This window comes from Exiguobacterium sp. TNDT2, assembly GCF_003331145.1.
GTDB lineage: Bacteria > Bacillota > Bacilli > Exiguobacteriales > Exiguobacteriaceae > Exiguobacterium.
Window position 1 is genome coordinate 1 of record NZ_QLVE01000025.1, and the last position, 16,478, is coordinate 16,478.

The window sequence follows — 16,478 nt, forward strand, 5'->3', positions numbered from 1 at the left end:
AAAATACTGAAATTAGTTTCGTTACCAAATAATAAAGATATAATTTTGGACTTTTTTTCTGGATCAGGAACAACAGCTCATGCCTTAATGAAACTAAATTCTGAAGATGGAGGAAACCGGAAGTTTATTATGGTGCAATTGCCAGAAAACATTGAAAATAACTTAGATGTAACTGAATTTCTAGATAGTATAAAAAAACCGCATACAATCTCTGAAATAGGTAAGGAGCGTATTCGTCGTTCTGGAGCAAAGATAAAAGAAGAAGCTGGTTTAACAGCTCAGAATCTCGATGTTGGCTTCCGTGTACTTAAGTTAGATAGCAGTAACATGAAAGAAGTTTATTATACTCCAGAGGATTACGCTCAGATGGGATTTGATTTAGAAGGTTTTACGGATAATATTAAACCCGATCGAACTGATGAAGACTTACTGTTCCAAGTCATGCTTGATTTAGGGATTCCACTTTCTTCTAAGATTGAAGAGGATGGAAAAGTGTTTAACATTAATGATAACTATCTGATTGCATGCTTCAGTACAGTTGATACTGCCATGATTACTGAAATTGCGCAAAAACAACCCTATTATGCTGTGTTCCGAGATAGTAGCTTTATGAATGATAGTGCTTTAGTAAATGTTGAGCAGATTTTCAACACATATAGCCCAAGTACCATAAGGAGAGTATTGTAAATGAAGTTTCAATTTAAGGTACAACCCTTTCAAACCGAGGCTGTAGATAGTATTGTCAAAGTATTTAATGGACAGCCGAAACAAGGATTCCTAAAATATCGTCGAGATATAAATGAACGAGACATACAGCTTAATTTAGCTGAGCAAGATGCTGAATTTGAAATGGGTTATCGCAATGCAGACGTAGAATTAAGTGAAGACCAATTGTTAAAAAACATCCGTTCCATCCAGACAGCAAATAATATAAAGAACTCAACTACTCTAGAAGAAGGTCTAGGTCTAGTGTCTCTGGATGTGGAGATGGAGACTGGTACTGGTAAAACTTATGTCTACATCAAAACAATGTTTGAATTATACAAGACTTATGGGTGGAGTAAATTTATTGTAGTTGTACCTAGCATCGCGATTCGTGAAGGTGTCAAGAAGTCTTTTGAAATGACACAAGAACACTTTATGGAGCTCTATGGTGTTAAAGCACGATTCTTTGTTTACAACTCTGCGAATTTACACCAGCTTGACGAGTATTCACAAAGCTCTGGAATCAATGTAATGATTATCAACACGCAGGCCTTTAATACAACGATGAACGAGGAAAAAAGTGTTGAAGGTAGAAAAGGAAATGAGGCGGCTCGAATTATCTACACGAAACGTGACGAGTTTGGTTCCCGTCGTCCGATTGATGTTATCAAAGCGAATCGCCCCATCATTATTTTGGATGAGCCTCAAAAGATGGGTGGTAAAGCGACGCAAAATGCCCTAAAGAAGAATTTTAATCCTTTATTTTCATTGAATTTTTCAGCCACGCATAAAACATCACATAATTTAGTGTATGTTTTAGATGCACTTGATGCTTTCAAAAAGAAGCTTGTTAAGAAAATTGAAGTAAAAGGTTTTGATCTTAAGAATCTTAGTGGAACTAATCGATATATGTATCTTGCTGCCATCGTCATTGATCGTAAAAAACCACCTCGTGCTCGCTTAGAATTTGAAGTGAAGCGTGGAAGTGGTATAAAAAGAGAAATACAGTTGCTTAGTGCAGGGGATAGTTTGTACACGGCATCTAATGGTTTAGAGGCATATAAAGATATTTCAATTTCTGAAGTAGATCCAATTCGCTCTATGGTGACTTTTTCAAATGGAGACATTTTAGAGACTGGTGAAGCGAGTGGGAACGTAAATGAGGATGATATTCGTAGAATACAAATCCGGGAGACCATTGCTTCACATTTTGATAAAGAAGAGAAGCTCTTTGAGCAAGGTATCAAGTGTCTATCACTGTTCTTTATTGATGAAGTTTCCAAATATCGTAAGTATGATGAGGATGGAAATGAAATTGTAGGTGAGTACGGGAAAATTTTTGAGGAAGAGTACAATGCTGCCTTGAATGAACGACTAACGCTTTTCCCAACAAACTATCAAAAGTATCTAAGAGGAATTAATACTATAGAAACGCACAAAGGGTATTTTTCTATTGATAAAAAAGGTAAAGCAATTGATAGTAAGGTTAAACGAGGAAGCGAATTTTCGGATGATATTAGTGCATATGATCTCATTTTAAAGAATAAGGAAAGATTGTTATCATTTGAGGAACCGACAAGATTCATTTTCTCACACTCTGCCCTTAGAGAAGGTTGGGATAATCCCAATGTATTCCAAATTTGTACGTTGAAATACTCTGATAATGCCACTGCAAAAAGACAAGAAGTAGGACGAGGTTTGCGCCTTTGTGTCAATGAGGCTGGAGAGAGACAAGACCTTGAGGTTTGTGGAGAAACACTGGTGCACGGTTTGAATGTGCTGACTGTTATTGCTAGTGAAAGTTATGCCGGGTTTGTAGGTGATTTGCAGAAAGAAATTAAATCTGACCTATATGAGCGGCCAACAAAGGTCAGTGTAGATTACTTTACCGGTAAGCATGTGATGAATGGTGATGATACACATTCAATTACAGTTGCAGAAGCTACGGCAGTATACCATTATCTTGTTCGCAATGATTACGTCGATGATAATGGCGGTGTGACCGACATTTATAGAGCTGCAGCTGAACTAGATAGTTTTGCGCCCCTTAAGCCTGAACTAGAGCCGTTTGGAGAAAACATCCATAAGCTTGTGCAGGCAGTATTCGATCCGAACATCCTTAAAGAGATGGCTGGAAATGCCCATGAAACCAAAGTCAAAGAAAATCCATTAAATGAAAACTGGAAAGAATTTCAGGAACTTTGGGAAAAAATCAATAAAAAGTATGCTTACACCGTGAATTTTAATAGTGAAGAGCTAATTGAAAAAACCATTGCTGTTATTAACAGTGATTTAAGAGTAGCTAAGTTGACGTATACATTAACAAGAGGTGAACAAATAGGTACTGAGTTTAGAGTGGACCATACTGTTACAAAAAAACTTGAGCAAGCCGAAGGAAGTTTTGCTGAATATGATCTCATTGGTAAAATTGCTGAAGCTACAACGTTAACACGACGTTCCGCAGCAGCGATTTTGGCAGGAATGAAGAAAGATAAACTTTGGCTATTCAGAGAAAATCCTGAAGAATTTATTACCAAAGTGGCTGATATCATTAATCATCAAAAGGCAGCAGTGGTTGTAGAGCATATCACCTATACCCCTAGTGCAGAAGAACCCTATTCGCATGATATCTTCAATATGAGTCGTGCTTCTGATGAATATGCCAAAGCCTTTAAAGCAAAGCATGCCATACAGGATTATATATTCACAGACGGAACAGCAACAGAGAGTATTGAAAGGCGGTTTGCTGAAGATTTGGATAGCGCGGATGAAGTAGCCGTTTATGCCAAATTGCCAAGGGGACCACGAGGTTTTTACATCCCAACTCCAGTTGGGAAGTATTCACCAGACTGGGCGATTTCATTTAAGAAAGGTGCTGTAAAGCATATTTTCTTCATAGCAGAAACGAAGGGCACAATGGACAGCCTCCAATTAAGGCCGATAGAACAAGCCAAGATCAGCTGTGCAAAGAAGCTGTTCAATGAGTTGTCTACAAGTGAAGTTAAGTATCATGATGTGGACACTTATCAAAACTTATTGTCGGTTATTGATTCAATGTAGTTATTTGAATGAAAAATCCATGGCTCTTTCAGGTTTTCATTGATTGTAAGCGACACTATCATTAATTAGACTTGTAATATATGGACTTTATGTATAAAGGATGTATGAAGACACTTATTTTGTAATACGAATCTGATTTTTACGAGATGTTGGAATACCGACGCTCTGAAGATAGTGAAATCGCATTACTCAGAATGTAGTGTTTAAGACGTTGGGGATTAGCTGAACCAATTTGAAGAGCTAAGGCATGCCAAACTTACAACAAAGTTCGGTGATGACTTAGCTTTTTTATTTTTTTGTGGGTAAATCTAATTAAAGTGAATTTGATAAAATGAAGGTATGATGTAAATGAAGATTAACGTGTTCTTAGTGAGGAGGCATCTCATGAAAAACTCTGTTATTTTCTTGGATCGGTTCCACAACATTGAAACGATACTGCGTCAGCAATTAGGACAAGAAGAACATATTTCGTTTTCCTATCTTGTGGATCAAGCCGCTAAACATAATCCTTTGATTCGGCAAAAAGCAGAGCGGTTAAAAAGTTTTGGACGCTTGCGTAACGCCATTCAACATGGGAGCGGATTGAACGGTGAGCCGATTGCGGAACCTCACGAGAAAATTGTGAGTGAGATTATTGAAATTGAAGAAAAGTTACGTTCTCCGAAGCGAATGAATACCTTTTTCTGTGACGTCTATTCATTGAATGAAACGGACTCGATGAGTAAAATGCTCCAGTTTGTTCATCAATTCCAATACTCTCAATTTCCTGTTTTTAATTCCGACGGAGAATTTATTTCGCTTGTGACTGAAAGCGGTATCACGAATTGGCTGGCGTCAAAAGTGAAGGATGATCTCATTTCATTCGAAGAGACTAGGGTGAGCGATCTTATTTCCGTCGATGAACTTGCTGAGAAGTATCGCTTCGTTTCGAGAAGAAATACTATCTATGAAGCAAAAGATTACTTTTTGCAGGCCGCAAATCAAGGCAAAAAGTTAGAAGCATTATTGATTACGGAATCAGGGAAGTCGAATCAAGCGTTATTGGGGATTGTGACACAGTGGGATTTAGCGAAATTTGATTGAGAAATAGAGAAGGAAGCTGACTGTTACATCAGCTTCCTTCTCTATTTCTGCTTAGGGGCAATTAAATTTAATTAACTAAAATCGGCTCAATACCCATCTCATCAAGCAACGTCCATAGCGGCTCCATCGCTTGATCCGCATCACGGTAGAAATGGCGACCGCGGACACGCCAGAACGTCCAGCCGGCCCGTTCGAGCACTTTTTGCCGGAACATGTCTTGCTCGTATACGTCAGGACCGTGCCAACGTTCGCCGTCACATTCGATTGCCAGGCGGTTCGATTCGCCTTCGACTACGAGGTCGATGCGATAGCCGTTCACTTGAACTTGCGGACGGACGAGATAGCCGCGATTCGTCAGACGCTTATATACTTCCTCTTCAAACGGAGAGTCGAACAAGTGTTGGACCGCTTCGAACGACTCTTGATCGCCGAGCGGGTTCTGGCAGTAGTTGACGAGTTTGTAACGCATGCAGTTTTGATTTCCGATGTCTTGTAGCGTGACAGAGTGGAACAAAATCATCTGATCTCGAGCCCGACTCGCCGCGACGTTGAAGCGCTGGCTGTCGGTCTCTTTCGTGAGTGCCGCAAAACGACGGTTTGGTGCGACGACGAGTGACAGCAACATGACGTCACGCTCATCACCTTGGAACGTATAGGCGTCACCGAATCGGACGTTGTGCTCAATCAGCTTGTCGATGCCAATCAAGTCGGTCGCCATCCGTTCGATTTGATCCGTCTGGGCTTTCCCGAGGAGCGAGATGACCCCGAACGTCCGCTTCGCGTAGCGTGGGTCGTCAATCAACTGCTTCAAGTGAGCGACGAGCGCTTTCGCTTCCGGGACGTTGAACTTGTCTTTCGTCGTTTCGGCGACGTTCCCATCCTCGACAAAGACGCTCTGCACCGCTGGCGTCAACCGTTCGGCACGTTGCGGGAGTCGAAGCGGGACGATGCGACCTTCGTACACATGAGCGTTGCTGAAACCGATAATCTCCGGTACGCAACGGAAATGTTCACGGAGCCCGACCGTCGCACTGAACTTGACGGAGGCGAGGTCGTATAGACTCGATGAGCCATCGAATAACGTCATCGTCGTGTCGTTTCCGAAGTATGTCTTTTTCTTCTCTTGGATCGCATTTTGGTCTTGGAACGTCGTTGGACTGATTTGGCGGTCATCCCCGACGATGATGGCTTTTCGAGCGCGCGATAGAAGCGAGATGGCATCCATCGTGCTTTGTGAGCTCTCATCGAAAATGATGACGTCGAACAGCTCGTCGATTTCTTTGAACGATTCGAGCACGCGGTTCACCGGCATGATCCAAACTGGGATTGCATCTTGGGCCGCAGCCATTTGACGGGCGGCTTCCCGTTTGTGACGGGCCGCATGTTTCCCGGTACCTTTCCCGATTTGGCGAATCAACTTCGCCCAACTGTTCAAACGTTCTTGTTTCGACGGTGTCATCCGCGTCAGCTGCTCTTTCCACGCATATGTCGCACATAAGTCCGCTGTCGCTCTTCCTTCCTCTTTCTCCAATCGTTTCATCTTCTCCCGATAATCGTCGTCGCTCAGTGCTTCGAGCAGCGTCAAGACACGTGCTACTTTCCAATCGAGTTCGAACGTCTGAAGTTGAAGTGTCGGAGCAGTCCCGTCATAAAATGCGTTCAACCAACCTGGCGCGACTTGTTTGATGCGCTCTGTTAGTTCTTTTAGGCGTGTCGCTTTTGTGTTTTGTTGTTCGAGTAATGCCAACTCTTCAATGGACTGTGTGTAACGTGCGGCATCCCAAGATTGCACCGCTTGTTTGAGACGTAACGCCGCTGGATGGATGTGCGTATCATGGACGAGTGAGAGATAAGACGTCTGGATGGTCTGTAGCTCCTTCATCTCGTCGAGCGCCAGCGAGGCATCTAGCTCTTGTTTCGCTTGCGTCAACCAAGCTTTCTCATAGCGGAACCGTTCGTCGTACAGACGGAAAGTCGGAGCCAATGACTCGTTGTACGTCACAAAGACAGCTTTCCATTCACGGAGCGCATGAAGCGCCGTCCGATAAGACGAAAATTCAGGCGTCTCTAACTCGAGCTCAAAGTGTTCACACGCGTATTTGAAACGACGTGATAATGTCGTCAACGATGACTTCAATTCATCGAATTGTTTCAACAGTTGAAGGTCGGCACTCGATTGCGGAGCCTTCCCGTCAATTTTGGTTTCATCGAGTAAGACGGCATATTTTTTACGTTTTGTCAGTTTGAAGAAAAATCCGTCGGTCTTTCCTTCGTCTAAAACTGGACCGAGTTCGTCAGCGAGCGTCCAGACATCATTCGGTAAAGTAGACGGCAATTCGATGTCGTGGACGGCGAGTTTACGCTCCAACGACTCGAGTGCTTTGACGTCGCGTTCAAACGTCTGACAGTCTTCTTCACATTGCACTTCATCGCTTCGATGGGTGGACCAGTAGCTGTACCGTTCACGTAGCCACTCGGGTTGACGATCAAATGACTCGAGCAACGTCTGAATATGGTCTCGTGTCTGTTGACGAAGTGACGTCGATTTTTCCTGTAACCATGACGCAGCGGCCTGCGTCTGTTCGAGAGCGGCGAGTTTTTCGTAACGACCGCTTTCGGCTAAGAACGTTTCAAGGGACGGAAGCGTTGTCGTCGCTGGATAGGTCGTCACATTCGGTCCTTGGTTGAGCGTTTCCCGCTCTGCCATGAGTTGATAGAAGTCCGCCAATTCATCAGCCGTCAGCGGACAAGTGTCTGTCAATACGGGGAGCGGAAGCTGCATCGTGACTTTTTGTTCGCTCGTCCATTTCGCCCAATCGGTCGGTGAACGCGTCTCATCGAGGTATGGAATCACTGTATGCTCGCTAGCGGCTTGCTCAATCATTTTCCGACGCAGACGGGCAATCTCTTCACGTGTCTCATACAATTTTTGTTGCTTTTGCTTTCCTTTACCCTCTAACTCTAAAGCAGTCGTGCGATTCAAGTACGAGGCAATCTCTTGGAGTGAACTTTCCGTCTGCTTTGTCGTCTTTGAATCTGATCCAAGGACGGATACCGCGAGCTGGCGAATTTGGGCCGGAAGTTTATCACGCAAGACGTTCAACGCATGTTCCTTTTCACTGGTGACGAGGACGCGCTTTCCGTGTGCAAGCAAGTGCGAAATCAAGTTTGAAATCGTGTGACTCTTCCCGGTGCCAGGGGGTCCTTGTACGACGACACCGGCATGGTTACTCAATTGACTTAAAATGCGTTTTTGTTCCTCGTTGTAAGGGAGCGGGAAAAGAATCTCCTCGCCGACAGGTTTCCAGGCAGTACGGTCGAGCGCGTCCAACGCGTGGATTTCTTCGTCGTTCGACGTCAAAAACTGTTGCAAGGCAGGTGAAGGTGATAGACCGTTTTCAATCAACGTGGCCAAGTTCTCATGTTCTTCGACCCACGCATGGGCAGACTTCTTGCGAACGTATAAGCGCATGCCTGGCATTGCATAGACGGTTGCGATTTCGCCATAGGCGTGGTCGTCATTCAACAGTTTCAATACACGCTCGGACTGCTCTTTTAATTCTGTCTCGACCCATGGTTTGAAGTCGAAGGTGAGCTCTTCTTTAAAATCGACTTCGTATCGGGATAGCTCAGATGACATCCAAACATGGTCACGGTCGAGCATATCAAGTTCGAGTTTCGTCGGTATGGCTGACGCTTCGATGCGGAACAGACTTTTCTCTTGATCGAACTCGAGTACGGCTGCTCGTGTGAACAACGGCCGTTCGACTTTGTCATTCAGCCAGTGCAACATCCCGAATGAATAGACAAGTTCATATGTATCGCTCTCGGTCGAGAGAAGTTGCATCGTCCGATACATCGTGTCGTATAATTTTCGAGCAGATTCGTGTGTTTTTTTCTCTTGTTCCCACGTTTCAATCGAGGTTAAAAAGTCATTGAACGTCGCGTCGAGTTTTTCAGGAAACAATTCTGTCCGTTTATACGTTTCGCCTTCTTGGAGAACGTAGGCGTACAACTCTCGCGGAAGACTCGGTCGCTTCTCTGCGAATGGTGCGAGAAAATGAACTTCGATGGAGAGCTCCTCTTCTTGAGTGACGCGAACGTTCGGATACGTTGACGCCTCGGGAGATAAAAGGAGTTCATAACTTTTTGTATTGGTTTCAGTACGAATATCCATCCGTTTGACAGCCGCTAAAAACTTAAATAAATCAGCTGTCTTTTGTTGGGTTGTTGCGTTCATGGTTAAATCCTTCTTTCTTCAAAAACGATGATGTGACAGTCGTCTCATTCCAAACATAGGGAATGTTTCCCGCCTATTTAGGAATCAATTAACATTATAACGTCCACTTCAAAAGAAAGGGAGATAAAAATTATACTAGGTGGTAGTTGTTTCTAACTTGTGTATAGGAATTTACCTAGTTGATGAAAATCAGGCACTTTGTTGCTTTTAAATTTGGTAAAATGAGGATATCAAATTGCGTAGAAGTGCAAGGCATGAAAGCAGTTTTAGAAAGTGAACAGCAACGACTTGATCCTTTCTGTATGGTCATTGAATCTCGTCTAAAATGAAGGCGTTACATGAAGTCGTTGCTCGTACGAAAGAGGAATATTCATTGTTAATAGATTCATAAAGGAGAATACAATGGGAGACCTTAAACTATTTCAAATAAGTGAACAGGGTACGGAAGAATTATACGGTCAATCAATGGCGATTGAAAAATCGCTACAACAATTGTTCGAGAAAAATTTAGAGCAATTGCTCGGTATTCGTTTTGTTGCTTCGGAGTACAGCACGGGTCGTACACACGGGGGTCGGATTGATACGCTTGGGTTAGATGAAAATAACTCGCCTGTCATTATTGAATACAAGCGATCGACAAACGAAAATGTGATTAACCAAGGATTGTTTTATTTGGATTGGTTACTCGACCACCAAGCAGAGTTCGAACTATCCATTTTGAAGCATTATGGAAAAGAGGTGTCCGATACGATCGATTGGAGTAATCCGCGTCTCGTCTGTATCGCAGGTGGCTTCACGAAGTATGATGAGCACGCTGTTAAACAAATCAATCGTAATATTGAATTGTACCAATACAAATATTACGAGAATGATCTGTTGCTACTAGATCTCGTCAATACGACAACAGCGAAGCCTGTCACGACTTCATCGGAGTTCTCCGTAACAAGTAAGACGGTCAGTGACTACTTGAAACAAGCGACGGTAGAATCGAAGGACTTATTTGATGGTCTCGTGTCGTATCTTATGGCACTCGGTGATGATGTGCAGGAAAATGTGACGAAGCACTATATTGCTTACAAGCGCATCAAAAACTTCGCCTGTGTCGAATTTCATCCGAGTACGCAAAAGATTTTGATGTATGTGAAAGTAGACCCGGATACCGTAACACTTGAACGTGGCTTTACGCGCGATATGCGAGGAATCGGACACTACGGAACAGGAGATTTAGAAATTGTCTTATATTCTAATGCAGACTTTGAAAAAGCGAAGCCTTACATCGAGAAAAGCTATGAAGCGAATTAATTATGTGAACTCCATCACTGTGATGGAGTTTTTTTGTCTCAGAAGTAAACTTCCCATTTGAACCCTATCCGTTATTTTATCTACCTAATATTAGGAAATCCGTTATAGTGGATGCAATGATTGAACAACGGGGAAGGATGAGGGAAAGATGAACCAGTATTATTTAACAGAATGGCGAGCATTAACGAAAGCAACGGACGTGACACTCCATCTCTATACCGTACCGCTCCAGGATCCATCGTCACGACATACGCAAGGGGGGAAGTTGATTTTTCAATTAAACAAATTGAACAACTTTCAACCGATTGTGTTCTTTGATCAGTACATTGCTTCGTTTGAGGAAATCAAACAGTGGGGAAACGAGACGTTTCTTCAATATGAAGCGCGTCCGATCAATCTTTCACGTAATGTCGAGCGAACGTTACTTGAACGACTGTTAAAAAAGCAGTTGGAGCGATTGGGACATCCACAGTACATGATGAACCGGGGTAAGTTCCGCTCGAAACAGGCGCACCTACAGTCGACAAGTGGGCTACTCATCTATCCGGCACTCGATCTCAACGTGAACGTGTCGGAGACGGATGAAATTGTCTTTGGATTCGATTTGACCCATCAATTTGAATACCGCGAAAACCTACTGCAGCAGCTCAAGCGTGAGCCGAAATCCGTGTCTGCAGGAATGCGTGTCATCGATTCGACTCATCCGAAATCGTATGAATACGAATTTGTAGAAGTTGCGCCTTATCGAGCGAGTGAAGTGAGTCCGATTCTAAAGTGTTCGATCATTGATTATTTCGCAAAGAAAGATCCGAAACGAATCATCGCACCAGACGCACTCGTCGTACACGTCAAAGATCGAAACAATCAAATTCTTCCATACTTACCTGAGCAACTGAAACAGAGTTGTTCATTTGAGACGATTCCAGCTAAACAGCTCGGCGCAGTCAATCGAATCATCAAATTGTCGCCTGACGCGCGAATGTCGAAACTAATGCCGGAAGCACTCGATTTGATCGGTCGACTGCCGATGCTTCAGTTTGAGCGGAAAGATGTGCGGGCCGCTCGTCTCGGCTATACCATCAAAACGTTATCATCTCCTCGGCTTCGATTTGGTCAAGGAAAGACGGCTAGCTACGCCAAAGGTGGTTTGAATCAAGGCGGCGTGTTTGAAACAGGGGAGGCGACCGTCAGTTTCTTTGTCGACCCGAAACTACACGATCGCCATAAAGTGCAACAAGTCCTCGATTTTATCAAAAAGCTTAAGACCACGTCTGAACGCTTTGGCGTGACACTCAACGTCTCGAATAAACCAAAAGGACTGAGCCAAACGCTCTCTACCGATTTGTTGCAGGCAGAAGACGTCATGTTCCAATTGAAGAACGTCCCGAAACACTTTGAAGGTGTCGTCGTTGTCATTGCCGAGGAAGCATCGCTCAATCATTCGTATCAAGCCATTAAGCGGGAATTTGGTGGGAAACATGATGTCGTGACTCAATGTGTGGAGCTGCATGACCGCGTGTTGAACTCTGAAGATACACTGTACAACATCCTACTCGGTGTGTACGTGAAGGCCGGCCTACAACCTTGGATTCTCGGTGAACCGCTCCACTCGGATTGTTTTGTCGGGTTAGACGTAAGCCATGAGAATGGAAAACATGCGTCGGGCATCATTCAAATCATTGGGAAAGACGGGGCGATGATTAAGCAGAAATCACTCTCGACAAGTGAAGCAGGGGAGAAAATCAGTGCTGAGAAGATGCGGGAAATCGTCTATGACACGCTTCATGCGTTTGAAGAACAGTACGGTCATACGCCAGCTCATATTACGTTCCACCGGGATGGATTCTGCCGTGAAGATTTGGCTCTCATCGACTCGCTTCTTTCTCCACGTGGGATTCGCTTCGACTACGTGGAAATTTTGAAGAACGTCAATCGACGTATGGCGATTCACGAGAAAGAATGGAAGACATCACAGGGACTTAGTTATACAAAGGAGCGAATGGGCTATCTACTCTCGACTAACCCTCACGTGCGTGTCGGGATGGCGAAACCGCTCAAAGTGGTGCAACAGACAAACGTCTTACCGTTTGAGGATGTGTTAAGCGATGTGTATCGTTTATCGTTCATGCATGTCCACTCGCTCTTAAAGACACGACTGCCGATTACGACACACTATGCGGACTTGAGTTCGACGTTCCATAACCGTGGATTGATCAATGCAAATACGCAGCATGAAGAAGCGTTGCCGTTTGTGTAATTCATACCCTTTATTTTTAAAATTCTTCATTAAATAAAATCGGAATGAATTAAAATGGAATTAAGAGATTTAACAAAAAATGTTAGGAGATGAACTTATGAATCCGAAAGCTAATCTTGAGAAAAGATTAAAAAATCTCACTGAAGCATTTGAAAACTTGGACAAATTTATTGACGGTCTTGGAATTAATATACCGAACATGGCAAAAGATAAAATTACGGGGTTATTAAAATCAAAGGACATAACACAACTGATGGATGCAATAAAAGAAAGCAGACCCCCAAGGTTTGTCATTATGGGAAGAACCGGAGTAGGGAAAAGTAGCCTTATTAATGCGATGTTCGGCTCTTATTTGGCGAAGACAAGCCCGGTTGAAATCGGTACTACCGAAACACAGCAGTTTAACTATGTTAAAGATGGAGAGGTATTATTTGAAATCCTTGACACGAGAGGGATAAAAGAAAGTTCCACGAACGACTCTCAAACTGCAGAGAGCGCTCTGAATGAAGCGATAGAGCAGTTTGAACCGGACGCATTTATTTTGATTACAAATGCATCGGATCGATCTTCAAGTCTGAAAGAAGACATTAATTATTTGAATACAGTACGAAATATGATTAATTCAAAATTACCAATCGTAACAGTGATTAATAAAATCGATGAATTAGAACCTGCTCGAATAAAAGATGCGAATGAATACTCTAGCAAGAAAATTAGCAATATCAATTTAAAAGCACAAAATGTAAGAGTGACTATGATCGAAGAAGAAATTGAGAATGTACATGTGATTCCAGTGTCCTCGTATATTGAGTGGACCCATGAAACCCCTGAAGAATTATCTTGGGAAAAGCAAGCACAATTAGAGATTGAATTTGATGGGCGTTATAATATCGACGAGTTAGTTGATTTTTTAGAAGATAACATTGACCTTAAAGCGTCTATTTATTTAATGATGCATTACAAAATTGATCAGGCTATAAGAAAAATCGCAAATAAATTTGTGAAAGCTTTCGCTGGAATTGCAGGAGCAGTCGGACTATCTCCAATTCCATTAAGTGACATCTATATACTAGTTCCGCTTCAAATGATTCTAATCTCACTAATTGCATATTTAAACGGTATTATTCTCGATGCAAAAGGTGTGAGAGATTTCTTTATTGCTAGCGGTGGTGTCGCGATGCTAGGGGTTGGGTTAAGATTTGTCGCGCAGCAAGGTGTGAAATTACTCAACATTACTATTCCAGGAGTCGCTTCAGCAATTAGTGGAGGGATTGCGTCTTCTGGGACGTTTGCGATAGGAAAAGGAGCCATCTCATATTTTATTGACGATTTGACAATGGAAGAGACAAAGAAAAATATGTCTCGTGATCAACAAGACTATGACAGTGGGAATGAAGTGTAAGCTTATTTTTAATTAGAAAAGAGGAATAAGAAAAGTATGAATGAACATTTCAATTTGACGCATTTTAGGGAGAAGTTGTTGAAGGTTACGCGAGAAGATTTAGCAAACCGATTAGATATTTCTCTAGAGCAATTGGATGAAATGGAGAGACATCCGGAAGACATCACATTCAGTACACTCCGAAAGTTATCTAATGTCGCAGGAATCCCTTTTGATAAAATTTCATCTTACCATGACTATATGCCTCAACCTTTTGAAGTCGAAGACACATGGAGTCAAGCAAATTTTATAAAAACAGAGTCATTTCAGCAAATAGAGAAACATAGTGTTGATGATTCGGTAAAGAGTTATCTTGAAGAAGTTAAAAATATAATTCATCAAACTATTGTAAAGCCATCAGTTGCCATTGTAGGAATGTCTGATGCAGGGAAAAGCACCTTAATAAATACGCTTTTAGGTGAGGATAAACTACCAGCAGCTTGGACCCCTACTACCTCAATTAGCGTTCATATTAAACATTTAGATGATCGTCCTAGTTTTATTAAAGATGAAGTTTGGGTTTTTAAAGGAAATAAAACAGGTTTCAACATGAAAAAAGTACATGAGGAGTCTTACTCAAAAAAAATGAAGATTGCCGGAGGCGACGCTTCAATCTTATCTAAATTCGGTGTTCGTCAGAATAGTGCTGATTCATTAGATGAAGAGGCAATAGCTGCAGTTATCTATGTGGAAAGTCCAATTTTAAAAGTATGTGACATAGTAGATTTACCTGGGTTCGGGACGGGTGATAGAAAAAATGATGATGTACTAGCTCAAAAATCTAAAGAGTTTGCAGATATTGTAATCTACTTGTCGATTGCAAATGGGTTTTTACGTGGCACAGATATTGAATTTATTAAATCTGCATTGAATGGATTACCCACTATTGAAAGTGAAAACAATGGATTAAAACCACTCAACAACTTTTTTATTGTTGCATCTCAAGCACATACAATCAATGATGGAAATTTAACAGAACTTCATCGCATACTCGAAAAAGGTGCTGATCGATTGTATGAATTGACTCCAGAAGAAATTTGGAAGAATAAGCGTGAACAGTCTGGTTATCTTTATACTCGGCAAGACATCCGGAATCGTTTCTTCACATTTAGTAAAGATAAATTAAAAACTCGGGAGAAATTCGAACAGGAACTCCGTACACTTTTAGAACGATTACCGCAAATTATTCAGCAACAAGGGTTTGATACCGTGCGAGAAAATGTCAATCGTCTGAAAGTTGACATTGAAAACAAGGTGGCTGTTCAAAAGGATATCATTTTAGAGAAAAACAAATACGTGGCTCTTCTTAATGATATAAAAGGAAATGAGAAAACAAGGCAAGAGCATAATGCAAAGTCTAGAGAAACAATACTAAAGTTAATTTCTACTTTAGAGGTGCAGTCTATAAAAGAGTTTAAAAATGAGTATGATCGTTTAATAAACGTAGAGAACATTGTGAGAATTATGGAGGAAAAAAAGTATAAAAAGAAAAAAGAGGACATTGAATTTCTAGCTGGATATTTGACTTCAAAAGTACAAATGATACTTCAAGAAACGTTGAAAAATAAGTCCGAGAAATTAACAAGAGAAATTGAGCATTATCTAAACGAATTTGAGATTCGAGTTAAAAAATTTGATAAAGGTTTAAGTACTATTCAAATTCCGTTTGACACACTAAAGATTTTTGCAAGTGGTTTAGCAGGAGCAGCGACTCTAGGAGGATTAGCTGCATGGGCTTCCACACTAGGAAATCTTGGAGCTTATATACTTGTCGCCAAAGGGGTAAGCGTCTTATCGGCAATTGGAATTTCTATTGGTGGTGGAGTGGCAGGAGCGGTTGCAGGGGTTGCTGCTTTAGGAGGACCTATTGTACTGGGAATTGCATTAGCAGCAATTGTTAGTATGTCAGTATTTGCTATTTTCTCTGGAGGATGGAGAAAAAAAGTAGCGAAAAAACTTGTTGAATCATACAGTGTGCAAAATGTAGTTAATCAGTTTAATGAAGAAATTAATAAGTTTTGGGATGAAACTCGAGAAGCATTCAATACTTCAGCCGATCATCTCGAAAATGAATGGAAAAACTCAATTGATAACTTGACTGCTCTGGTTCACTCATACGATGAAAAAGATATAGAATTTGCTATTGAAAGCTTGAACCAAATCAAACAAATTCTTGATACATTGAATTTTTCTCCAGACACTATCTTGACTTAATGTTTACTAATGTATTAGAGAATTAAAAATATCGACATCTAACGCTTCACGCATAAAGTGTACGAACAAGAGAAAGTTGATTTCTTTCCAAAATAAAGGCAGTCAAAAGAGGCTGGGACATAACTCAGTAGATTTATAACAAAGAGGCCCCCGGGAGCGACTTGTTCGCTCCCGGG

Annotated in this window: 8 protein-coding genes; 7 read left to right on the forward strand and 1 reads right to left on the reverse strand. The window is 41.9% G+C overall.

Translation table 11 applies throughout. The features are described 5' to 3' along the window. The 3 genes from DPV68_RS12295 to DPV68_RS12305 form a co-directional block, all read left to right on the forward strand. Positions 1 to 687: DNA methyltransferase (locus DPV68_RS12295; RefSeq protein WP_232819637.1), on the forward strand; the 687-nt coding region annotated here is incomplete at its 5' end. Further along, entirely contained in the window at positions 688 to 3,765 is a 3,078-nt protein-coding gene (locus tag DPV68_RS12300; RefSeq protein WP_114167099.1) for a type III restriction-modification system endonuclease, read from the forward strand. Positions 3,766 to 4,149: 384 nt separating this feature from the next. Continuing rightward, complete coding sequence (locus DPV68_RS12305) at positions 4,150 to 4,848, forward strand: CBS domain-containing protein (RefSeq protein WP_157964187.1); 699 nt, start codon at positions 4,150 to 4,152, stop codon at positions 4,846 to 4,848. Between the two features lie 67 nt (positions 4,849 to 4,915). Here the strand turns inward: DPV68_RS12305 and DPV68_RS12310 are convergent, their stop codons facing one another. Next, positions 4,916 to 9,088 carry an AAA domain-containing protein gene (locus DPV68_RS12310; RefSeq protein WP_114167101.1) on the reverse strand — a complete coding sequence of 1,391 codons (4,173 nt, stop codon included), beginning with the start codon at positions 9,086 to 9,088 and terminating at the stop codon, positions 4,916 to 4,918. A gap of 402 nt (positions 9,089 to 9,490) precedes the next feature. Here DPV68_RS12310 and DPV68_RS12315 point away from each other — a divergent pair, with 402 nt between their 5' ends. From DPV68_RS12315 to DPV68_RS12330, 4 genes are all read left to right on the forward strand, one after another. Beyond that, positions 9,491 to 10,390, forward strand: a complete 900-nt coding sequence (locus DPV68_RS12315; RefSeq protein WP_114167102.1) for a DUF5655 domain-containing protein — start codon at positions 9,491 to 9,493, stop codon at positions 10,388 to 10,390. A gap of 148 nt (positions 10,391 to 10,538) precedes the next feature. Further along, positions 10,539 to 12,647, forward strand: coding sequence for a Piwi domain-containing protein (locus tag DPV68_RS12320; protein ID WP_114167103.1), 2,109 nt, complete (start codon positions 10,539 to 10,541; stop codon positions 12,645 to 12,647). A gap of 97 nt (positions 12,648 to 12,744) precedes the next feature. After that, positions 12,745 to 14,049 (forward strand): GTPase, encoded by a 1,305-nt coding sequence (locus tag DPV68_RS12325; protein WP_157964188.1) that lies wholly within the window; start codon positions 12,745 to 12,747, stop codon positions 14,047 to 14,049. 36 nt (positions 14,050 to 14,085) lie between these two features. Continuing rightward, entirely contained in the window at positions 14,086 to 16,302 is a 2,217-nt protein-coding gene (locus tag DPV68_RS12330; protein ID WP_114167105.1) for a dynamin family protein, read from the forward strand. Positions 16,303 to 16,478 lie beyond the last annotated feature (176 nt).

Bases quoted from the DNA above. Each gene is read 5' to 3' on its own strand.
- DPV68_RS12305 (WP_157964187.1), top strand. From the start codon at position 4,150: ATGAAAAACTCTGTTATTTTCTTGGATCGGTTCCACAACATTGAAACG.
- DPV68_RS12300 (WP_114167099.1), top strand. From the start codon at position 688: ATGAAGTTTCAATTTAAGGTACAACCCTTTCAAACCGAGGCTGTAGAT.
- DPV68_RS12310 (WP_114167101.1), bottom strand. From the start codon at position 9,088: ATGAACGCAACAACCCAACAAAAGACAGCTGATTTATTTAAGTTTTTA.
- DPV68_RS12315 (WP_114167102.1), top strand. From the start codon at position 9,491: ATGGGAGACCTTAAACTATTTCAAATAAGTGAACAGGGTACGGAAGAA.
- DPV68_RS12330 (WP_114167105.1), top strand. From the start codon at position 14,086: ATGAATGAACATTTCAATTTGACGCATTTTAGGGAGAAGTTGTTGAAG.
- DPV68_RS12325 (WP_157964188.1), top strand. From the start codon at position 12,745: ATGAATCCGAAAGCTAATCTTGAGAAAAGATTAAAAAATCTCACTGAA.
- DPV68_RS12320 (WP_114167103.1), top strand. From the start codon at position 10,539: ATGAACCAGTATTATTTAACAGAATGGCGAGCATTAACGAAAGCAACG.